This is a genomic window from Vibrio sp. AK197, assembly GCF_053903115.1.
Map to the genome: position 1 here is coordinate 235,228 of NZ_CP096429.1, position 19,133 is coordinate 254,360.

Here is a 19,133-nt window from a genome sequence, read left to right on the forward strand (position 1 = left end):
AATTGAGAATAAAGGTTGGACGAGAACACCTATACTACGTTATAAAAATCATGCAATTAAGTCTTATCCGACAGAGATTGCCGCTCGAGTAGTAAAAATACTGTCAGGATCGATATTTGGTGTTTGATCCCACCACTTCGAAAGCGCAAACTTTGCGCATTTTAACGTATTAAAAGGTAAACCAATGAAACTTGCTGATAAGCAATTTGCTGTGATTGGACTGGGCCGGTTTGGCTTGTCCGTTTGCCAAGAACTACAAGATTCAGGAACGCAAGTATTGGCTATTGACCTTAATGAAGACCGAGTTCAAGCCGCTGCGGGGATAGTGACCCAAGGTCTGATTGCTAATTGTACCAATGAAGACGCCGTTGCAGAGCTAAAGCTAAGCGACTATGACATGGTGATGGTGGCGATTGGTTCAGACATTAACGCGAGTATCCTCACGACTTTAGTGCTCAAGGAGGCAGGGGTTAAGTCTGTGTGGGTTAAAGCTAATGATAAGTTCCACGCCAAGATCCTGCAAAAAATTGGCGCTGATCATATCATCATGCCAGAACGCGATATGGGGATTCGTGTTGCGAGAAAAATGCTTGATAGACGCGTTCTTGAGTTCCAACCTTTGGGATCAGGCATAGCAATGACCGAGATAGTGGTTGGCGCCAAGCTGATGGGAAAAGCGTTGAGTGAGTTGCCTTTATTTCATGATCAAGGGGTACAAGTGCTTGGGTTTAAAAGAGGCTCGGATGTTCAGGCATCCCCATCCGGAGAGCAGACGCTGGAAATTGGCGATGTGATCATTATTGTTGGTCCTGAATCAACACTTGTAACCAGACTCAAATCGCTATGATGGATTTCCAGCACCCTGGCATCTTTGAGCTGCCTAAAACCGAGAAAAAGAAAAATAAAGGCTCAGAACCACAAATCATACTTCTGTGCTTTTTGGCCATGTTGGTTCCTTCTGCGCTGCTCTTGATGTTGCCGATGTTTTCTGTCTCTGGCCTTAGCTTTACCGATGCGCTGTTTACCGCGACGTCGGCCATTAGTGTTACTGGCCTTGGCGTGGCCGATACTGGTACGCACTTTACGCTTGCTGGAAAGATTTTATTGATGATTCTGATGCAAGTTGGCGGGCTTGGGCAAATGACATTATCGGCGGTGTTACTGTATCTGTTTGGTGTACGCTTGAGCCTTAAGCAGCAAGCATTAGCCCGTGAGGCTTTAGGGCAAGATGGGAGTGTCAATTTAAGGCGCCTTGTACAGCGGATAATGATTTTTGCATTGGTGGCAGAAGCCATCGGCTTTGTCATTTTAAGTAGTCGTTGGGTGCCAGAAATGGGGTGGAGCACTGGGTTATTTTATGCCTTGTTTCATGCGATATCAGCCTTTAACAACGCGGGATTTTCACTGTTTTCCGACAGCATGATTAGCTTTGTTGATGACCCTCAGGTCATTTTTACGTTATCGGCGCTGTTTATCTTTGGTGGACTGGGCTTTACCGTTGTCGGTGATCTCGCTACTAACGGACTGAAAGGGTTTCAAGCTTGGCAACTTCACACCAAGATTATGCTCGTTGCAACGCCAGCATTGTTACTATTTGGTACCTTGATGTTCTGGGTGTTAGAGCATAACAACCCAGCAACGATGGGCAGTTTATCTACGTCTGGCCAGTGGTTGGCGGCGTTTTTTCAATCTGCAAGTGCGAGAACAGCAGGCTTTAATAGCGTTGACCTCTCGCAGTTTGGTCAGCCTGCGTTGCTGATTATGATCGTGCTTATGCTCATAGGGTCTGGCTCAACGTCAACCGGTGGCGGGATTAAAGTGTCGACTTTTGCAGTGGCATTTGTTGCCACTTGGACTTTTCTGCGTCAAAAACGGTTTGTGGTGATGTTTAAACGCACCGTGAGCTGGCCTACGGTAACCAAAGCGTTAGCCATTATTGTGGTCAGTGGCGCGATTTTAACCAGTGCGATGTTTTTATTGATGCTTACTGAACAGGCAAGCTTTGAAAAAATTCTGTTTGAAACCATTTCTGCCTTTGCCACTGTCGGGGTATCCGCCGGGCTGACCGCCGAGCTTTCCGAGCCGGGGAAATTCATTATGGTGGTGGTGATGATCATCGGGCGTATTGGGCCCTTGACCCTGGCTTACATGCTGGCAAGACCAGAGCCTTCCTTAGTGCAATATCCTGAAGATACCGTATTAACGGGCTAATTAATTATCAGAGAAATGTTCTTGTAGCGCGGCGCGGCGATTTTTCGCTGGGCCGCCACCTTCCATGTTCACTGTGTCTTCGTAACCAGATTTGATCAAGCGTTGTGTCGGACTGTTAGGGATTAGGCGTCTTAGTTGTGGTGAGTCGTGAGTGCCACTTATTTCGTAAACGCTACGGCCACGGCCTGTTTTTACTTCAATCGTGCTGCCGTCAAATTTAAATTTGGTCGCAATCAAACGTCCGTTACGGTAGACACCATGTTCGTTAAATTTGAGCTTCTCAGTGTTGTATGGTGGCGCACCAATCTCGATCCAAGTCCCGTAGACATTATCTGGTTGTACATAGTCTTTGTAACTGAAGTAAATGAGCAAACTAAAGCTAATGGCTAACGTTACAAATGCGACCCCAAACACGCCACGGATAATCTTCATGGTTTGATCGGGGCTTCTGCGTCTTTTGGTTTTTTTTTGTTTGTCGTTGGCCATAATTACTCGTTAGATACACATCCATTATCGTCGAACTTCACGCTTTGAATAGTATCGGACTAATAGGAGTTCAAACTAACGTTTAGCACATTTCTTGAAGCTACATCAACCATTGAGGCAAAAACACGCCAACATTAGTTAACGAAGTGCGAGGGAATTATTCAGCCAGTTTCACCGTATGTTCTTACAAAATGCAAACTGTTGTTGCGTCAATATCCGCATTTAGATATAAGGTTAGCTCGTTTAATAACAAGGAAGAATGTTCGATGATTAAGGAAAACACGTATTTTGAAGGTGGAGTGAAATCACTAGGTTTTGATCACCAAGGAGAAAACAGCAGTGTCGGAGTGATGCTTGAAGGTGAATATACTTTTGGCACGGGACCTGCTGAAAAAATGACGGTAATTAAAGGCGCCTTAACTGTCCAACTGCCAGGTAGCGACCAATGGCAAACTTTCAGTGCAGGCGAGTCTTTTGATGTTGTTGGTAATTCATCGTTTGAAGTGAAAGTGGCAGCGACCACCGCCTATTTGTGTGAATACTTGTAAACGAATTTAAAAAAAAGTATCCACCGGCATAGCCGGTGGTTTTTCATATGCGCCTATAAGGCTCTCCTACTGGCAGCGCCCTAGCAGGCGCGTAGTGATCTGACATTTGCATATGACTATTTCCTGCGGCCCGTAAACGGGCTACCTGAATACGGGAGCGATAATTGCTCTCCCATTTTATCTTGCTCTAATTGGTGCTTGATGTAATTTTGTATCTTGCTCGTATTCTTACCTACCGTATCTACATAATAACCTCGGCACCAAAACTCTCGATTTCTATATTTAAACTTCAAATCGCCGAATCGTTCATAAAGCATTAGGCTACTTTTGCCTTTCAAGTACCCCATAAACCCTGAAACACTCATTTTGGGCGGTATTTCTAAAAGCATGTGGATATGATCCGCGCAACATTCCGCTTCAAGAATGTTCACATTTTTCCATTCACATAGTTTCCTCAATATTTCACCTATCGCTCTACGTTTTTCTCCGTAGAAAACTTGCCTTCTATATTTCGGTGCAAAGACTATGTAGTATTTACAGTTCCAGCGCGTGTGCGCTAAGCTCTTTTCGTCCCCCATTGGGACCCCCTTTCAATTCTTAATTAACTCTTGCAGTTGCCAGACCACAAGACGTTTTTATCAAATTGAAAGGGGTTATATAACTGACTTATAGCTATAAGCTTTACGGAACCCCCAGCCTAGCTGGGGGTTTTCTCTATACAATAAAATGCCACGCGTATTGCGTGGCAAAAATGGCAAACTCATAAAGGCAGTGGTGTTGAGGTTGCGAAATCTTTAATATTGATGAAACTTACCAGCGTTGTAATCTTCAACCGCTTGCTCTATCTCTTCAAAGCTGTTCATCACAAATGGGCCATAGTGAACCACTGGTTCGTGAATCGGTTGGCCAATAAACAGTAGTGCGCCAACATCTTGTGTCTGTAATAAGGCTTTTTCACCTTGTGATAGCACACCGAATTGGCCTTGTTTCAGTTCTCGCTCACCGACTTGCATTGCTCCGCGATAAACATAAATCATCATGTTGTGCTCTTCGGGAGTGCTGAGGTTTAGCTCTGCTGGCAGTTCACTGCGCCAGTCAGCAACGGTCGCTGGCACACCCGTTTGTAAAAGCGGCCCTTGAAGACGTTCTCCATCTAAAGTGAGATCGCCAGAAAGTATACGAACTAAGCCGACTTTATCGGTTTTGTACTCGGTAATGGTTTCAGGCTGAAAATCATGATATTTCGCCGGCTTCATTTTGTCGGATGCGGGTTGGTTGATCCAAATTTGAAAACCGTGCAGCTGGCCCTCTTCCATAATTGGCATCTCACTATGGATAACACCTTGTCCCGCTGCCATCCATTGTGCGCCACCAGAGCGCAACTCACCCACGTTACCCATATGATCCTTATGCTGGAAATGACCCTCCATCATATACGTTAATGTTTCTATACCGCGATGAGGGTGAGGTGGAAAACCACCAACATAATCTTTTGATTCGTCAGACTTCAATTCGTCCATCATCAAAAATGGAGACAATTGAGCGTTATTAAACCCAGCGACACGGCTGATCTTGACGCCATCACCGTCTGATGTCGGTTGGGCTGGAATGATTTGTGATAATTCTCTTAGCTTCGTCATGGATAAACTCTCCGCTATGGGTTGATGCAATAAGAATAAAAAATGCGAGGGCGCGATAAGAGGGGAAACGCCTGAGCGTCATGTTCGACTTTTTCGAACAATGTTTGTAGAACGTCGTTCCCGTTCCACTTAAAGGAGAGGCAAATATCGAATTTATCAATATTGCCTATACTTAAGAAAAGGAAGTAATGGGAGAAAGATTATGGCTGTTGTACCCAAACATGGGCAGAACCATAACAAATATGACCCGTCGCAGGACTTAACCGTGGATCAAATTCACCGTTTTGGCAAGGTAGCGAATAAGGTTCAAAAGAAAAAAGAGGAAGCAGAGAAGCATCCTTCCGTGTTTGATAATGCTCGAGAACGTGCATTCAAACCGATTGTAAGGCCAAGACCGAATAAGCCAAATACAGTGCGTTACGCGATATGGCTTTTGGTGGTTATGATGGTGTGCTTATGGATAATGTATATGAGTGGTTAACTAAGCGGATTCCTGTTGGCCGCTGCTCGCTAACTCTTGCAGTGGTTCAGTAATAGAGGAGTAATAGTAACTGTATTGATTTTTTCCGCTTTGTTTTGCCTGGTACATTGCTTTATCGGCGCATCTTGTCAATTCTTCCAACGTCAGCCCATCTTTACGATGAATCGCGACACCGACACTCATGGTGAGGCTATTAATCATTTCGTTGTTCTCATCTTGTTGACTGAACAACTGGCTTAACTCGTTGAGCATGCTCTCAAGTCTTTCTACACTATTGATCTCGCTGAGCATGAGAATAAATTCATCCCCGGCATATCGTGCTAGTGCGCAGTCGTTATCTCTGAGTGCTTGACGGATGCAGTTGACTTTGGTTAGGCGAACGGCGATTTCTTTTAACATTCGATCACCAATCGAGTGACCGTAGTTGTCGTTAATATTTTTAAAGTTGTCGACATCAATGAATACGATCGCCGTGAGGTGATTGCTATTGAGTTGCTCTGATAACTTTCTTTGCGCCGCGTTTTCAAAACTCCAGCGGTTTGCCAACCCGGTTAAATGATCACGAAAAGCCAATTCTGAAATGCCTTGTTCCGATAAATGCTCAATATAATGCAGCAACTTTTCCGCATAGAAGTGAATAGTGTTTAACAGGCCGAGAAATAGGGTAAACGAGAGAATAAATGTCGGCATGTTGGTCGATGAAAACGCCACATTATTGCTCATGAGTAAACTTGCGGTCACCAACAAAGCAAAGACCAGGCTAAACAAGGCACCAAATCGAAAGTTATTGACAAAAACAACAATGCTTACGAGTGGATAAAGCCAGATGGATCCCTGCATGGGGGAGTAAAAAGTCAGGAGAAGGGGAACTTGAAATAGAAGGATGACCGAAAGCGTGATATCAGAAAATTGACCGTCGCGGCACCAACAAGACCAGCTATTCATCGCTAGAATCGAGATGGAAAGACCATTGATAATGGAGAGAGGAAGAGATTGCTGGTGCTGATTGAGTAATTCAAGGCAGGCGATCATCATCATCACCATTACCGAGCAGAGAAGAATCAATTTTACTCTCTCATCGGCGTACAGCCTCGCTATCTCTTCTACGTGTTTACCAACAAACCGCGTCATGAATTAAGGAGTCCTGTTTCGTTCGTTGTTGTTAATCATAGGAGAGATTGACGAACTCCATGCGCTTTATCTGGACATAAAGTGTGAGAGGCTTCAATTTATTACCACAAACCTTGTTGATAAATCACACACTGAGCAGAGTTATCGAAAAACGCACCAAGATAGCCAATTTTAGCCGCAATATTTTACATCATGTTTCGATTTTAACAGGGCCAAAATGACACAGGTGATGGGTCTATAATTGAGAAAATTCGCTCCGTATCCATTGGCGAAGCTGCAAAATAAATTCATTCACTAACTTCTCTTTATGACAGGCAAAGTAAAAGCCTTGCTTGGGGTTGTCGACCAATTCGCCAACCTCGACAAGCAAGCCTTGTTTCACATCTTCTTTGACAAATAGACGATGGGTAACAAAGACACCAAGCTGGCGAATCGCCGCCTGCATTGCTTGCAATGAGCTGGTAAAGGTTAAGTTATTGCTTGAGCTGGGAAGAGCGATGTTGTTTGCTTGGCACCAGATTTTCCAATCATCTTTACGACGTTCATTGGTTGCCATGATAGCGGGATAGCGAGCCAATAAACTTTTTGGTGTATCCTCGTTTTTCACCAGTTCAGGGCTGACAACCATGATCAGTTGGTCACTTGCCAAACGTTCACAATAATAGTCTTGCCAGTCGCTTTTTGAGCCATGAATAACCGCTACATCGACTCCTTCCTGTTCCATTTTAAAGCTGCCAACTAAATTCGAAATCCGAACGTCTAAGTTAGGCGCATAGTCACTGAAACGGTTCATTTGCGGAATCCACCAGTGCATGGCGAGGGAATTAATCATATTGAGGGTAATACGGTTCGACTGCTCTTTTTGCAACATTCGTTGAGTGGCCTCGACGATACGCTCTAAACTCGGTGCGACCTCTTTGTAATATTTTCTTCCACTTGCGTTTAACTCCACGCGACGTCCTATACGATGGAACAAAGGCTGATCCAATTGTGTTTCGAGTGACTTTATCGCTTGGCTAACCGCTGAGTGACTCACATTCAGTTGGTTTGCTGCTTCAGTCATGCTGCCAGTTTCTGCCACAGCAATAAATGAATAGAGAGATTTTAGAGGCGCGAGTTTGTTCATCTGTTAGTTTTTCTTAACGGTGGTGTAAATATTACTCGTTTTTTATTTTATTGCTACCCCGATAAAATGGCGGTCAACAAGGGAGGAGATAATGCCAAACCAGTTGTACCCTATTTTATTCATGTTGTGCTCAACCTTTAGTTTGTCTCTAAGCGGGCTGCTATCCAAACCACTGACTCAGCAAATTGACGCTAATGTTTTAGGCTTTCTTCGATTTTTTATTCCTGCAGGGCTTATCTTCGCGATTTCATTCACGCGAAAGTTACGTTTGCCACGAGGTAGCATGTGGCCATCTTTGATTATTCGTGGAGTGTGCATTGCGGCTTCCCAGCTGTGCTTTCTCTACTCGCTGCAGCTCCTGACCTTAGTAGAAAGTGTGGTTCTGTTTAGCACGGGGCCACTGTTCATCCCTCTATTGGAGCGGGTGTTCTTTGCCCGCAAAATAGGTGGGTTATCGATTTTGGCTTTGGTTGTCACTTTTTATGGTGTGGTACTGTTGTCTGGTGGTGTAACTACCATCGCTTTCAAGCCAGAGTTAATGATTGGCTTAGCGGCTGGGCTGTTTAATGCCGGCTCGCAGTTGAGTCTATACCGTGCCAGTAAAGGGCAACTGAACGCGTTTGAAATTAATTTTTGGACTTTCTTATGTGCGTCAGGACTGTTATTGCCAATGGCCTCTACGGACATATGGTCTGCTGGGTATGATTTTAACCAATGGACGTTCAGTGATACTCAATGGTTATTGGTCGCTATGTTAGGCGCGTTATCACTGCTGATTATTAATACTCAGATATTTCGTTCTAAAGCCTACAAATTGGTGGATTCAAGCTCTCAACTTGCCCCGCTGATTTTTACCAATTTAGTTTTTACCGCTATATGGCAATGGCTGTTCTTTGATGACCAATTTAATCAATGGCAACTTATCGGCTTGGCGATGATTGTGTCAGCGAATATCGTTAACGTCATGTTCCCTGTTGTGTGGCCAATCCTCAAGCGAGCGTGCGACCACTACCATCATCGATTTGGTCATTCATCATAAAGAAGGGAGCTTACGCTCCCTTGTTACTTGTTGGCTTTCAGACACATACGTCTTTAAGACTTGGCTTGTAAGCCGTAAGGCAGTTGGTCGAACACCTTCGGAGATTGCTTTAACGTCGGAATTTGGTGTACGCCTTGCCAATCGAGCAATAAAATGGCTAATACGTTACGCTGCTCACCTTTGTTTAGATCGAGATCACCGGTGGAGGACGGAATCATCCCGTTGTCTGCATCAATAGATTTTTGAATTGCTTTTCGAGTGGTTTCGACAACGGGATCATCATTCAGCCCAGCTAACAGAAAGCTGATCCCCACTTCTGCAATGACATCTTCTTTTGCTCTTAGCAAAATAGTATCGATATGACGTCGAAAATAGTCAAAAATCCACTGATGATCACTCTCTTTTACTGACGTCTGAAAGTGCCCAGAATCTGCGACAATGAGGTGTGTCATCGCATCTAATTTATTCGCATACTGCTGCGCGGTTAACGCTGAGTCTTGTTCATCAGGGTAAGTGGCTCGTAAAGTGTTGACGAAGTCATCAACGATGTCTTGCTCTCCGAGGTGACGCAGCCAATAAACTTGATTGGCAAGTTGTGGGCCCCAAGCCTCGATCATAGGTTTACTGGTGACGTATTTGCTGAAATCGTAACGGCGTAAAGTGTTACGCAGCAAAGTATCTTGTCGGTGTTTTAGCCCGTATTCATCAGCTCTGGCCAGAGCACTGAGTAAATCCATGCCCAAATAGAGGTATTCAGGAACGTTTTTAGTGACGTTGTAGCGTCTTTGACTACGCTCGTCTTCATCGTCTCGGTATTGTGCGAGTCGTGTTTGAGAATAGAGTAATACTTGTTCCGGTGTGTTCACTTCATCGGCAAATTGGTTGAGCCTGTCAGCGACACGAGTAATATCACTCCATACCGCGGTTCGATAACGTTGTTGATTTTGAGTTTGGCGTAGCATTCGAAGCCCATAGTGCCCCTCATGATAGGGTTTGAGGCTAAAAAGTTGGCTTTCGTAGGTGTGTCGGATTATTTCGGCAGACTGGGAATAAGTCATCGGCGAAGTTGCTTCTTCGACAGAAGCGAAAGGTTGCAAGGCAAAAAGGCCGAGCCATAAACCGCAGAGTAAGCGGGTGGGTGTTCTCATCTTATTATTACTCAAAGCATCGTGCTGTGTCCCAGTGCCTATCACTAGGACCTTATCCGTTATCCTACTTGCACTGTGAGTGAACAAGTGTCAGTCGGTTGTAAGAGTTTCTTGTTGTATTAAAGTTTTAGCGAAGGTGTTTCGAAGTCAGGATATTTCGATAGGTGAGATTAATACGTGGCTGATTGAAGCGTTGAGTTTTCGGTAATGCGTGTTTCCAATAATGCTGGAGATTACCTGCCATGATCAGCAGTGAACCGTGGGTGAGATCCAAGTTATATGTCTGCTTGGTCGTTAAATGTTTTAAGGTAAAGCGCCTTTGTTCTCCAACACTTACTGACGCAATGATCGGCTGGTGGCCGAGTTCGGGCTCGTTATCTTGATGATAACCCATAGAGTCTTGCCCGTTGCGATATAAGTTCGCAAGGACTGAATTAAACGAAGTGTCGGCAATGGCCTCACATCGCTGTTTTAACGTCAGTAAAAAGTCCGGCCAGGGAAGCGGCTGCATCATTAAACCAGAATATTGATAACCTGCATCCCCATACCATGCTTGCAGCCTAGGTTGGAGAACAGAGTTGCCAAATAACGTGATGGATTCTTGTCGCCATGCTAGCTGTTGATAACAGGTTTGAAATAAGTCATCTGCCTCATTGGCATCCAAAAAATGAGGATGCCAATAGAGTTTACCGTCGGCAATATCTAGCCATTCACCTTGCTGCTCAAATAACATCGCACCCCCATTGTGTTGATTTGTAAAAATCTACTCTGCCTTCAGAAAACAGCATGCCTTTAACCGCAATCTAGATGCAAGAACTAAAGATTGTTCTAATATAATTGATATAACTATCAAATCCTAAAGCAGCACTAATTTATATGAAAAGAGCGTTACGGAGAATGACGATGCTTTCCGTTCTCAGGAGACCTCAATGAAGCGTTATACACGCAGACAAATTTTTATAACGCTTATTTTATTGGCGCTCACCACGTTTTCAGTGGTGTTGATTGAAACACTTAATCGCCATCAGCAAGCCTTCATACGCGATAGACTTCAAGAGCGAGCTCGTGAAGAGCTCTCACACGTGCGGGCTCAGCTTGAGGCTTCGGTTATGTCTGATATTTATATACTCACGGCATTGACCACATTGGTATCCGTATCGCCTGACCATGATGTACAACTATGGGCGCAACTGACACGACAAATTAAGCACCAAAGCCGTCACATTCGAGTTATCGGTCTTGCGCCGAATGACATCGTTAAATTTGTTTATCCCGAACGTGGAAATGAGAAAGTTCTTGGGCTGGATTATCGAAGTGTCCCGGCGCAGTGGCAATCGGTCCAGCAAGCGCGGGAGTTAGAACGCATTTTGATTTCTGGCCCTGTAGATTTAGTGCAGGGCGGCCGCTCGCTTATCGTGCGTATTCCCATTTTTACCGATGCACCGAAAAATGAACAGTATTGGGGAGTATGCAGTGCCGTGCTGTCCCTTGGCACATTATTCCTTGATGCGGGGGTTGAGTTAATGAGCCACCGCTTTGATATTGCGGTAAGAGGAGGGGATGCTTCAGGGCAAGAGGGAGATATCTTTTTTGGTGATCCACAAACCTTTGCTCAAGCATTCGCGACTGAAACGGTTCACTTCCCTTATGGGAGTTGGATGATAGCCGCTGCGGTTAAAAAGGATGAATTAAGTCAGTTACCCTGGAATCATCGTTATTTGGTAAGGGTGATGGGATATCTAATTCTAGCGATGGTTCTTGCTACTTGCTATTTCGTTTTCCGGCTTTATCAAGTGGCTGATGAACGGGCTCTGCATGATGATCTTACCTCGCTACCCAATCGACGATATTTCATGTTTTCGCTTGAAAAGCAGTTCTCTGAATTAGAAGCCAGTGCGGATACAAATAATTCGTTTGGTATTTTGAATATGGATGTCGATAAATTTAAACATATCAATGATTTCTATGGGCATGCGGCAGGCGATAAAGTATTGATTGCCTGTGCCCAACGGATCAAAGGGGTATTAAGAAGTTCGGATCTGGTCGCCCGAATGGGAGGGGATGAGTTTCTCGCGCTATTACCGAGAATCACGGCTTACCAAGAGCTTGATCAGATTTGTCAAAAAGTCAGAGAAGCCATTGAGCATACTCCTGTCATTTACCAGCAACACATCATCGACGTTAAGGTGAGTATTGGTTGTGTACTCTACCGCGAACATTTTGAGAATGTTGAAGCCTTGCTTCACGCTGCAGATGACCGTATGTATAGCGAAAAAAATGAGAAAAATGCCCAATCATCTTCCAAATCGAATCTGTAATGGAAGTGAGGGTATTGATGCCATCGCAATGGAAGAAATGCAAAATGCAAAAGGATTTATTTTGCATTTTGCATCCAATTTGCAAAATAAGATTATGCTATGCATTGAGTTTTTATGTATCTGGTTACTTTGTCGACAGAATTGGATGTGTTTACGCTAATTAAAAAGTTGGCACGCTTAGTGCTTTAGTTGGATTGACCCTTATTAAGCCGAGGGTCACCTAGCCAACTGACGTTGTTAGTGAACCGAAATTTGTTCACAAATGTATACAGCCAATCGCCTTTTTGCGATTGGCTTTTTTTTTTGCTCATTCACCCGTGACCGACTCGCAATTCTGATAGCAGCTTGGCTGTCTAGGACACACTGCGCCTCGTGAGCAAATTAAGCGGGCCGGCGATTCAACCCCTTTTTCTATCCAGTGGATATTTAGAATACGTGCAATGGTCGTAAATTCCCGTTGAATCGCGAGAGGGATGGTCGCCATTCCTCCTTGGTCAACACACAGTTGCTGTAATGCGGTGGCAATATCTTGAGCATTACCGCCTTGTGCGTCAATCGCGGGGTTTAGGTCGATTCCGGCACATAACACCCGTTGATTTCCCGCAGCATCTGCGACATTAACCGATTCACAGCAATAAATACGAGGCTCATCACCGACATGCAAGATGGAAATTTGAGCTGAATTACCTTGGTTCGGGGAAGATAATTGGCGAAATACGGACCAGTGCTGGCACGGATCCGCGACTGTTCGCATGTTGCCCCAAGGCAGAGGTATCCCATTGCCTCGATAGACGGCTTTGAGTTTATTTTGACCATAAGCATCAAAATAATGCCAGTGTGGGTAGGGGGATACTACTGTCATTCTACGCATAGCCACCGACGGTGAAACCCCGGCCTTAAGGTGCACCGAAATGTCGTAGCCACAGCGATCGAGTAACTGTCGAAATGGAAGCCTAGGACACAACAAAGCCCCAGCAAAAAAGCTTGATTCAAAATCGCGCCACGCTTGAAGGATATCTTGCGAGTTAAGTTCCGAGGAAGAGGACTGGTTATCGAAGTGGTTTTCTGCTGAGTAGCCGACCGACAGCACGCTTTTTAACCCTTCTTTATTGTGAAGCACACAGTGACCAATGTAGACCGCGAGGTCATACTTAAGCCGGGTAGGATAGCTTTTGAGTACTTCATTGAGATAAATTGAGCCGGGAGGTTCAAAAAAAGAGGTGACGAGCTGCTTTCCTGATACACCTAACTCATTGACAACATCGTAAGGCGTGCGCTGAACCCAACGAATCGTCAGGCCTAGACTGCGAGCCATTTTCATCAAATCCTCCACCGAAAGATTCAACTGCTTATGACCAACCTCCTCGGCAGAGCGTTCCAGATCAGGGAAATGATTTTGGTGACTCTCTTGGTGAGCTCTTATCAGTAAATGCGCAAACTGACGACCTGTAATTCCCGTTTGCGATAACATCTCTGGAATGGCGATTTGTAAGATGTCGTTAGAGAACAGAAAACTTGGTTCTAACGCCATGCCACTGATACCTCCACGATTTCCTTTATCCGGTGTGATGGCAGATTGCTCTGGCTCATCGTCAAGAAACCACGCGGGATCTTTTTGAAACACTTGGGCGATAACATCTAACATGTCTGCGCTTGGAACCCGTTTACCTCGTTCGATCATCGAAAGATAAGACACAGACGGTGCGTATTCTGGGTCAATACGGATACAGCGTGTCGAGAGGTCTTCCATCGTGAGATGATTTCTCTTGCGCAGATTTCGAATTTTGGTTCCCAAAAAATGAGATTGGCGAATTAAGCTCTTTGAAACCGTCATTTGTAAAATTCACAATGTAAAATTTTTGTTGTGAAATTGTAGTTAAAAATTCACTACTCTAGCAATTAAGCGCTGTCACAAAATTTAAAGATGGTGTGCCGTTTACTTCGCAAATTGATATCAGCACCTTAAGTGCAGAGGGAATAAGTATGAATATGTTAGCAAGGAATAATCACCCCACGACGACACCTTATATTGCGCAGGCGGTGATGGCGGTAGAAGAGTTGAATGTGCAGTTTAGTGAAGAAAAGCAGCAACGGGCTAAGCAGTTGCTCGATAACTTATTTCCTCTGGCGATGGGGAGCCACCAAGACGTTGCAGCTTATGTGATTGATTACTGCCATATTGTCGCTTTCTTTAAAGATGGCCAACACACAGGGCTGCGCGTCCCAAGCCATTTCATCGGCTACAACGGAGAAGTGGAAAAGCCAAAATCGCTGCTGTTTAGAGATGGAAAGGGCAGCCACCTAGAATTGACCCTTGACCACCCAAGCGGTACGGGGCGTATTGAGGTCACACGGTTTGATGATATGCAGCTCGAAACCTGCATGCGTTTTCCTCAACCAGATAGCCGGGCGATTGTGATGCGCCATTGGGTGAGTTTACTCAAGGGGGATCTTAAAGGGCATCCTTTAGTCAGCCGAGAAACCAAAGAATTCCACTCTGCACGTCGAGAGGATTACGTGTTAGTCGATAGTTTTATTGATTAAATTGATTTAGCTATCCCCATTTTTATTTCGATAATAGGAGTGGGGATGACTATTTTATTTCTAGTACGTTATTCTGAATAATAATGATCTAACTCACTGTTTACTATTGATAAATTAATGTAAACCTTGAAGCGCATAAAAATATAAATATATCCTAACGGGTTAATTTCTATAATGAATTTTTTATTAACCCCTTCACTCATTTATCTAATTGATAAAACTGCGTCATAAATATTTTCCAAGTATTAAAAAAAATCTCATGTGTAAAGTTGCTCTTATGCAGTTTGATGCGCATCGTGTTCAAGCTGGTTCAGTGGTACTAGCACTCCTTAGCAATATCTAGGAACAAAGGATAAATTTTAATACTAAAGGAAATAATAATGAATCACTTACAACGTCAGTTTGTTTATCTTGCAGCAGCGAGTACGCTGTTTGCTCTTCCAGTCAGTGCGGCACAGAAGATCAAAATCACCGATACTCAAGTGCTGGAAAATATCCTCAGTACTCAGGCTCAAAGTATTGCCCCCGTCAATACCGGGTTAGCAGAAGTAAAACGAGTGACCTTGCCAAACGGCAAAGTAAAAATTCGCTACCAACAGACCCATCAGGGATTACCCGTTTTTGATACTGCGGTGGTGTCGACACAAACCAATAGCGGCGCGGGCGATGTGTATGGGATCATGGCGCAAGGGATCAGTGGTGATGTCGCGAGTGTAAAACCTCAGCTCAACGATAAACAGGTACTGCAAATTGCCAAGAGCGACTATCAGCGCCAAATGCAGTTGACTGGCACTCTCTCGACTGAAAACGATAGCGCGAAGTTGATGGTTCGCCTTGACGATAACCAGCAAGCTCAGTTGGTATACATGGTGAATTTCTTCGTACCCTCCGAGCAACCAGCACGGCCATTTTTCTTTATTGATGCCAATAGCGGAGCCATCGTTAAGCATTGGCAAGGTCTGACGCATGTTGAAGTTGAAGGACATGGCCCAGGTGGTAACCAGAAAACAGGCCAGTATATTTATGGCCAAGACCGTGAGGCATTTATTGTCGAGAAATCGGGCACCACGTGCATCATGGACACCGATCAAGTAAAAACGGTTGACTTGAACGGCAGTACCAGTGACACCCTTGCCTCGGCGTATCGTTATACGTGTGGAAACGACGATAACTACAATGATTATAAATACGTTAATGGGGCATACTCACCGCTCAATGATGCACAATACTTCGGTAAAGTTGTGTTTGATATGTATCGAGACTGGCTAAATACCACACCACTGACTCAGAAATTGGTTATGCGGGTTCATTATGGCAGTAACTATGAAAATGCGTTTTGGAATGGCACATCGATGACATTTGGTGATGGACAAAACACCTTTTACCCCTTGGTTGACATGAATGTCAGCGCTCATGAAGTCAGTCATGGCTTTACTGAGCAAAACTCTGGATTAATTTATGAAGGCATGGCCGGGGGGATTAACGAAGCGTTTTCCGATATTGCCGGAGAAGCGGCTGAGTATTATCGTAATAGTCACAACCAAGAGAGTGACAACCAAGTGGACTGGTTAGTGGGCGCTGAAATTATCAAAGGCTCTGGCGGTTTACGTTATTTCGAACAACCTTCACGTGATGGCAGTTCGATTGACAACGCTAGCCAGTATTACAACGGTATTGACGTTCACCATTCGAGCGGTGTTTTTAACCGAGCGTTTTATCTACTTGCCAACAAGCCCAACTGGGATGTCCGTAAGGGCTTTGAAGTCTTTGCATTGGCTAACCAACTTTATTGGTCAGCGGACAGTAATTTCGATGACGCGGGATGTGGTGTGGCTGAGGCTGCAGATGATAGCGGATATAATGTCGACGATGTCGTGAATGCATTTGCCCAAGTGGGTGTGAATGCCACATGCGGATCTTCGCCGGATCAGCCAGATGACGTTCCGACACTATCAGAGCCGGTAACGGGACTTCAGGGCAGTATAGGATCACAACGCTACTTCAAATTCTCGGTGAACCGTTCGAGCGCCGTTACAGTGAGAATGTCTGGTGGGCAAGGTGATGCAGACCTTTACGTAAAAGCGGGCGAGAAACCGACGTCGAATAGCTACGATTGCCGACCTTATGTCACAGGGAACAACGAGCAGTGCCGTATTAATGCACGAGCAGGTGAAATCTACTTTATCATGATCCAGGCCTATAGCGCGTACTCGGATGTTACACTGCGTGCTGACTGATTCATTACCTCGTTCATGAGCGAACTTGAAAGGCGTGTTAACTCACGCCTTTTTTAGCCTGTTTGCATAAAAGTAACGGTGCCGAAATGCGGATTGCTCACTAAAGCTTGCATGGTCTGAATATCATCCGTTATGACCTCTAATTCCCCCGTCAATCCTTTCAAAATCAATACTTCCTGCCGTACACGATCATAACGACAATCTAACGCTTTGCCTTCAACAATAGCGCCAGATGCTAGTTTTAAACGAATGGGAAGCTGATAAAGACAGGCAATTTCTAAATAATCATGTTCTTGGCAACTTGGCATCGACCTCTTCCTGTTAGCGACATTATGATGCGAGATAGTGAGTAAAAATGACGTTTAGAATCGCTGGCTATTCCATGTCGATGTAGGGTTTAAGTTCGATAATATTCCCTTCTGGGTCTTGAATATAGGTCGAACGTCCAAAGCCTTGTGCGCCATAACGCTCAGCAAACTCGCTGCATTCAATGCCATGTGTTTGCAGATACGCACGAACTTGCTGTTCATTCAAGTCTGCGACTTGTAAGCACACATGTTCAACGTTACGTCCATTTTGAGATGGCGCATCGCCTCCAGCACGTCCCAGTTCACTTTCGACAGGGACAATATCAATGAGAGCATTGCCTGCACGTAATTGGACTAACCCTAATTCTGGCGGCAGTTCTCGTTCAATTGGGCAGCCGAGAATATCACAGTAGAAGTGCTGCATTTTTTTCAATTGTGAAGTACGAAAAACCACATGATCTATGCCTTTAATAGTCAGCATCTCGGTGTCCTTTTGCATCAATACTCTCTCTTAGTCTAACGTGAAAAGTGCACAGTTAAACCGCCCAATGCTGAGAATAAAGTCACGCTCAGTGAAAAAAGTGGTTATGAATGTTACTGGCGGTGTTTGGCTTTTTTATGGGATGCGGAGTGCCCAGCGTTTCCTTTACTACGATGTTTGGCTTTTGATGCTTTATCATTTTTATGGTTTTGGTCTGAAGGCGAGCAATCACCTGCCGAAAGCGTCACGTTGGGGTGAGCCAGTTCAATACAATCGGCGACAACATCAATGTTGGCTTGAGAAAGAGCTAAACTCGCGTAGGCGGGAAAGGTCGCTACTAAAGCGAGGGGGATCAATAACCAGTGCATATTTATTCCTTATCTAATTACGTAAACGCACGGCATACTAAAGATTGATTGTTAGCTTATCGTTAGCATGAGATAAAAAGACGGATAAAACCCGATGGGTGACTGCAACGTGTGTTTGAGTCATCTCATGTTGTGATCGAGTCACCAAATCTTTATGTGTAGAGCACAAGCTAAAAAGACCAAGTTACACTTAACGGAAAGGAAACCAACGGGGTGGCGCTATGAAAAAACGCATCTGGCTCAGAGTCCTTGTAGGAGGCATGCTCACTGGCTTTTGGAGCACGGTTACGTATGGAGCTCAGTTAGCACAGCTTCATTTTTATACTGCGAATTACCCGCCAGCGAATTTCCAGCACCAACAACAAGTGACGGGCTACGCGGTCGATTTACTTTACGCGGCGGCTAAAGAGGTGGGACAAACGCTAGAGCCTTCACAATTTACTTTGCAGCCTTGGGCACGTTCTTATCGAACCACATTAACGGATGAAAACTCTGTTCTGTTCTCAACAACTCGAACGCCTCATCGGGAATCACTTTTTACATGGGTTGGCCCCATTCATCCAATTAAAGTGGTCGTTTTAGCACGTAAAGATGCCAAGATTGAGATTAATAATCCGTTGGAGATGGCCAAATATCGTATCGGGGTGATTCGTGATGATGTGGGGGAGCAGAGCTTGTTGGCGCTGGGTTTACCCAGAGAGTCATTACAAGAAGCGACATCGGTGGTGATGTTAGCTGAGCAGCTTCAAAAGAAACGAATTGATCTGCTGGCCTATGACGAAACGGCTGCGCTTTGGTGGGCGAGTCAAAGTGGCATCGATCCCGAGAGTTTTGAGTCAGTTTATCTGCTTAAACAAGGGCAGCTCTACTATGCGTTTAATAAGCAAACCGATGCGGCATTACTTGAGTTACTGCAGACTGGGTTGGATCAACTCAAACGAGAAGAAGATGAAAATGGTATGACCAAGTATCAGCGTATTATTGAGCAATATTGGTAAGTAATGATGAATAAATAAAGAAGCCAGCGTGAATGCCGGCTTCTTTATTGGTTTTAGTGTTGGGTATGC

20 protein-coding genes are annotated in these 19,133 nt (G+C 44.7%); 9 read left to right on the top strand and 11 right to left on the bottom strand.

From position 1 onward, the window contains the following. Positions 1-184: 184 nt before the first annotated feature. Positions 185-847, top strand: coding sequence for a potassium channel family protein (locus M1D72_RS01065; protein ID WP_390193122.1), 663 nt, complete (start codon positions 185-187; stop codon positions 845-847). Further along, positions 844-2,211 (top strand): TrkH family potassium uptake protein, encoded by a 1,368-nt coding sequence (locus M1D72_RS01070; RefSeq protein WP_456295210.1) that lies wholly within the window; start codon positions 844-846, stop codon positions 2,209-2,211. The genes M1D72_RS01065 and M1D72_RS01070 overlap by 4 nt, the downstream gene beginning before the upstream one ends. Here M1D72_RS01070 and M1D72_RS01075 read toward each other — a convergent pair whose 3' ends face one another. Continuing rightward, positions 2,212-2,697 carry a DUF2850 domain-containing protein gene (locus M1D72_RS01075; RefSeq protein WP_390193128.1) on the bottom strand — a complete coding sequence of 162 codons (486 nt, stop codon included), beginning with the start codon at positions 2,695-2,697 and terminating at the stop codon, positions 2,212-2,214. A gap of 266 nt (positions 2,698-2,963) precedes the next feature. Between M1D72_RS01075 and ppnP the strand changes: the two genes are divergently transcribed. Further along, a complete protein-coding gene (gene ppnP / locus M1D72_RS01080) occupies positions 2,964-3,245 on the top strand; it encodes a pyrimidine/purine nucleoside phosphorylase (RefSeq protein ID WP_456295211.1) in 282 nt (93 codons plus the stop codon). 116 nt (positions 3,246-3,361) lie between these two features. Here ppnP and tnpA read toward each other — a convergent pair whose 3' ends face one another. Both tnpA and M1D72_RS01090 read right to left on the bottom strand, forming a co-directional pair. After that, the gene (tnpA, locus tag M1D72_RS01085; protein WP_456295212.1) at positions 3,362-3,823 is read right to left on the bottom strand and encodes an IS200/IS605 family transposase; all 462 of its coding nucleotides are present in this window, start codon (positions 3,821-3,823) and stop codon (positions 3,362-3,364) included. Between the two features lie 216 nt (positions 3,824-4,039). After that, entirely contained in the window at positions 4,040-4,885 is an 846-nt protein-coding gene (locus M1D72_RS01090; RefSeq protein WP_456295213.1) for a pirin family protein, read from the bottom strand. Between the two features lie 202 nt (positions 4,886-5,087). On the opposite strand from M1D72_RS01090, the gene M1D72_RS01095 reads away from it, so the two are divergent. Then, on the top strand, positions 5,088-5,366 hold the full coding sequence (locus M1D72_RS01095) for a hypothetical protein (protein ID WP_456295214.1): 279 nt from the start codon (positions 5,088-5,090) through the stop codon (positions 5,364-5,366). Here M1D72_RS01095 and M1D72_RS01100 read toward each other — a convergent pair whose 3' ends face one another. Together M1D72_RS01100 and M1D72_RS01105 are read right to left on the bottom strand one after the other, a co-directional pair. Further along, positions 5,367-6,497, bottom strand: a complete 1,131-nt coding sequence (locus M1D72_RS01100) for a GGDEF domain-containing protein (RefSeq protein WP_456295215.1) — start codon at positions 6,495-6,497, stop codon at positions 5,367-5,369. It lies immediately after the preceding gene. Positions 6,498-6,732: 235 nt separating this feature from the next. Next, positions 6,733-7,623: a LysR substrate-binding domain-containing protein gene (locus tag M1D72_RS01105; protein ID WP_456295216.1), complete on the bottom strand. Its 891-nt coding sequence runs from the start codon at positions 7,621-7,623 to the stop codon at positions 6,733-6,735. A gap of 91 nt (positions 7,624-7,714) precedes the next feature. Between M1D72_RS01105 and M1D72_RS01110 the strand changes: the two genes are divergently transcribed. After that, a complete protein-coding gene (locus M1D72_RS01110) occupies positions 7,715-8,662 on the top strand; it encodes a DMT family transporter (RefSeq protein WP_456295217.1) in 948 nt (315 codons plus the stop codon). Between the two features lie 53 nt (positions 8,663-8,715). Here M1D72_RS01110 and M1D72_RS01115 read toward each other — a convergent pair whose 3' ends face one another. Both M1D72_RS01115 and M1D72_RS01120 read right to left on the bottom strand, forming a co-directional pair. After that, positions 8,716-9,810: a DUF3541 domain-containing protein gene (locus M1D72_RS01115; RefSeq protein ID WP_456295218.1), complete on the bottom strand. Its 1,095-nt coding sequence runs from the start codon at positions 9,808-9,810 to the stop codon at positions 8,716-8,718. 127 nt (positions 9,811-9,937) lie between these two features. Next, positions 9,938-10,543: an alpha-ketoglutarate-dependent dioxygenase AlkB family protein gene (locus M1D72_RS01120; RefSeq protein WP_456295219.1), complete on the bottom strand. Its 606-nt coding sequence runs from the start codon at positions 10,541-10,543 to the stop codon at positions 9,938-9,940. Between the two features lie 196 nt (positions 10,544-10,739). Here M1D72_RS01120 and M1D72_RS01125 point away from each other — a divergent pair, with 196 nt between their 5' ends. Then, positions 10,740-12,128, top strand: coding sequence for a diguanylate cyclase (locus M1D72_RS01125; protein ID WP_456295220.1), 1,389 nt, complete (start codon positions 10,740-10,742; stop codon positions 12,126-12,128). Positions 12,129-12,435: 307 nt separating this feature from the next. Here M1D72_RS01125 and M1D72_RS01130 read toward each other — a convergent pair whose 3' ends face one another. Then, positions 12,436-13,962: a DUF3612 domain-containing protein gene (locus M1D72_RS01130; RefSeq protein WP_456295221.1), complete on the bottom strand. Its 1,527-nt coding sequence runs from the start codon at positions 13,960-13,962 to the stop codon at positions 12,436-12,438. 149 nt (positions 13,963-14,111) lie between these two features. Here M1D72_RS01130 and M1D72_RS01135 point away from each other — a divergent pair, with 149 nt between their 5' ends. Both M1D72_RS01135 and M1D72_RS01140 read left to right on the top strand, forming a co-directional pair. Continuing rightward, positions 14,112-14,672, top strand: a complete 561-nt coding sequence (locus tag M1D72_RS01135; RefSeq protein WP_456295222.1) for a hypothetical protein — start codon at positions 14,112-14,114, stop codon at positions 14,670-14,672. Between the two features lie 380 nt (positions 14,673-15,052). Further along, entirely contained in the window at positions 15,053-16,909 is a 1,857-nt protein-coding gene (locus M1D72_RS01140) for a M4 family metallopeptidase (protein ID WP_456295223.1), read from the top strand. A gap of 53 nt (positions 16,910-16,962) precedes the next feature. On the opposite strand, the gene M1D72_RS01145 is transcribed toward M1D72_RS01140, so the two are convergent. The 3 genes from M1D72_RS01145 to M1D72_RS01155 all read right to left on the bottom strand — a co-directional run bounded on the left by M1D72_RS01145 (position 16,963) and on the right by M1D72_RS01155 (position 18,066). Then, complete coding sequence (locus M1D72_RS01145; RefSeq protein ID WP_390193161.1) at positions 16,963-17,217, bottom strand: Rho-binding antiterminator; 255 nt, start codon at positions 17,215-17,217, stop codon at positions 16,963-16,965. Between the two features lie 67 nt (positions 17,218-17,284). Beyond that, positions 17,285-17,698, bottom strand: coding sequence for a VOC family protein (locus M1D72_RS01150; RefSeq protein WP_456295224.1), 414 nt, complete (start codon positions 17,696-17,698; stop codon positions 17,285-17,287). A 113-nt stretch (positions 17,699-17,811) separates the two neighbouring features. Continuing rightward, positions 17,812-18,066 carry a hypothetical protein gene (locus M1D72_RS01155; protein ID WP_456295225.1) on the bottom strand — a complete coding sequence of 85 codons (255 nt, stop codon included), beginning with the start codon at positions 18,064-18,066 and terminating at the stop codon, positions 17,812-17,814. 221 nt (positions 18,067-18,287) lie between these two features. Between M1D72_RS01155 and M1D72_RS01160 the strand changes: the two genes are divergently transcribed. Next, positions 18,288-19,064, top strand: a complete 777-nt coding sequence (locus M1D72_RS01160; protein WP_390193170.1) for a substrate-binding periplasmic protein — start codon at positions 18,288-18,290, stop codon at positions 19,062-19,064. Positions 19,065-19,133: the final 69 nt, after the last annotated feature.

Coding starts and splice junctions, on each gene's coding strand:
- M1D72_RS01065 (WP_390193122.1), top strand. CDS start 185: ATGAAACTTGCTGATAAGCAATTTGCTGTGATTGGACTGGGCCGGTTT.
- M1D72_RS01070 (WP_456295210.1), top strand. CDS start 844: ATGATGGATTTCCAGCACCCTGGCATCTTTGAGCTGCCTAAAACCGAG.
- M1D72_RS01075 (WP_390193128.1), bottom strand. CDS start 2,697: ATGGCCAACGACAAACAAAAAAAAACCAAAAGACGCAGAAGCCCCGAT.
- ppnP (WP_456295211.1), top strand. CDS start 2,964: ATGATTAAGGAAAACACGTATTTTGAAGGTGGAGTGAAATCACTAGGT.
- tnpA (WP_456295212.1), bottom strand. CDS start 3,823: ATGGGGGACGAAAAGAGCTTAGCGCACACGCGCTGGAACTGTAAATAC.
- M1D72_RS01090 (WP_456295213.1), bottom strand. CDS start 4,885: ATGACGAAGCTAAGAGAATTATCACAAATCATTCCAGCCCAACCGACA.
- M1D72_RS01095 (WP_456295214.1), top strand. CDS start 5,088: ATGGCTGTTGTACCCAAACATGGGCAGAACCATAACAAATATGACCCG.
- M1D72_RS01100 (WP_456295215.1), bottom strand. CDS start 6,497: ATGACGCGGTTTGTTGGTAAACACGTAGAAGAGATAGCGAGGCTGTAC.
- M1D72_RS01105 (WP_456295216.1), bottom strand. CDS start 7,623: ATGAACAAACTCGCGCCTCTAAAATCTCTCTATTCATTTATTGCTGTG.
- M1D72_RS01110 (WP_456295217.1), top strand. CDS start 7,715: ATGCCAAACCAGTTGTACCCTATTTTATTCATGTTGTGCTCAACCTTT.
- M1D72_RS01115 (WP_456295218.1), bottom strand. CDS start 9,810: ATGAGAACACCCACCCGCTTACTCTGCGGTTTATGGCTCGGCCTTTTT.
- M1D72_RS01120 (WP_456295219.1), bottom strand. CDS start 10,543: ATGTTATTTGAGCAGCAAGGTGAATGGCTAGATATTGCCGACGGTAAA.
- M1D72_RS01125 (WP_456295220.1), top strand. CDS start 10,740: ATGAAGCGTTATACACGCAGACAAATTTTTATAACGCTTATTTTATTG.
- M1D72_RS01130 (WP_456295221.1), bottom strand. CDS start 13,962: ATGACGGTTTCAAAGAGCTTAATTCGCCAATCTCATTTTTTGGGAACC.
- M1D72_RS01135 (WP_456295222.1), top strand. CDS start 14,112: ATGAATATGTTAGCAAGGAATAATCACCCCACGACGACACCTTATATT.
- M1D72_RS01140 (WP_456295223.1), top strand. CDS start 15,053: ATGAATCACTTACAACGTCAGTTTGTTTATCTTGCAGCAGCGAGTACG.
- M1D72_RS01145 (WP_390193161.1), bottom strand. CDS start 17,217: ATGCCAAGTTGCCAAGAACATGATTATTTAGAAATTGCCTGTCTTTAT.
- M1D72_RS01150 (WP_456295224.1), bottom strand. CDS start 17,698: ATGCTGACTATTAAAGGCATAGATCATGTGGTTTTTCGTACTTCACAA.
- M1D72_RS01155 (WP_456295225.1), bottom strand. CDS start 18,066: ATGCACTGGTTATTGATCCCCCTCGCTTTAGTAGCGACCTTTCCCGCC.
- M1D72_RS01160 (WP_390193170.1), top strand. CDS start 18,288: ATGAAAAAACGCATCTGGCTCAGAGTCCTTGTAGGAGGCATGCTCACT.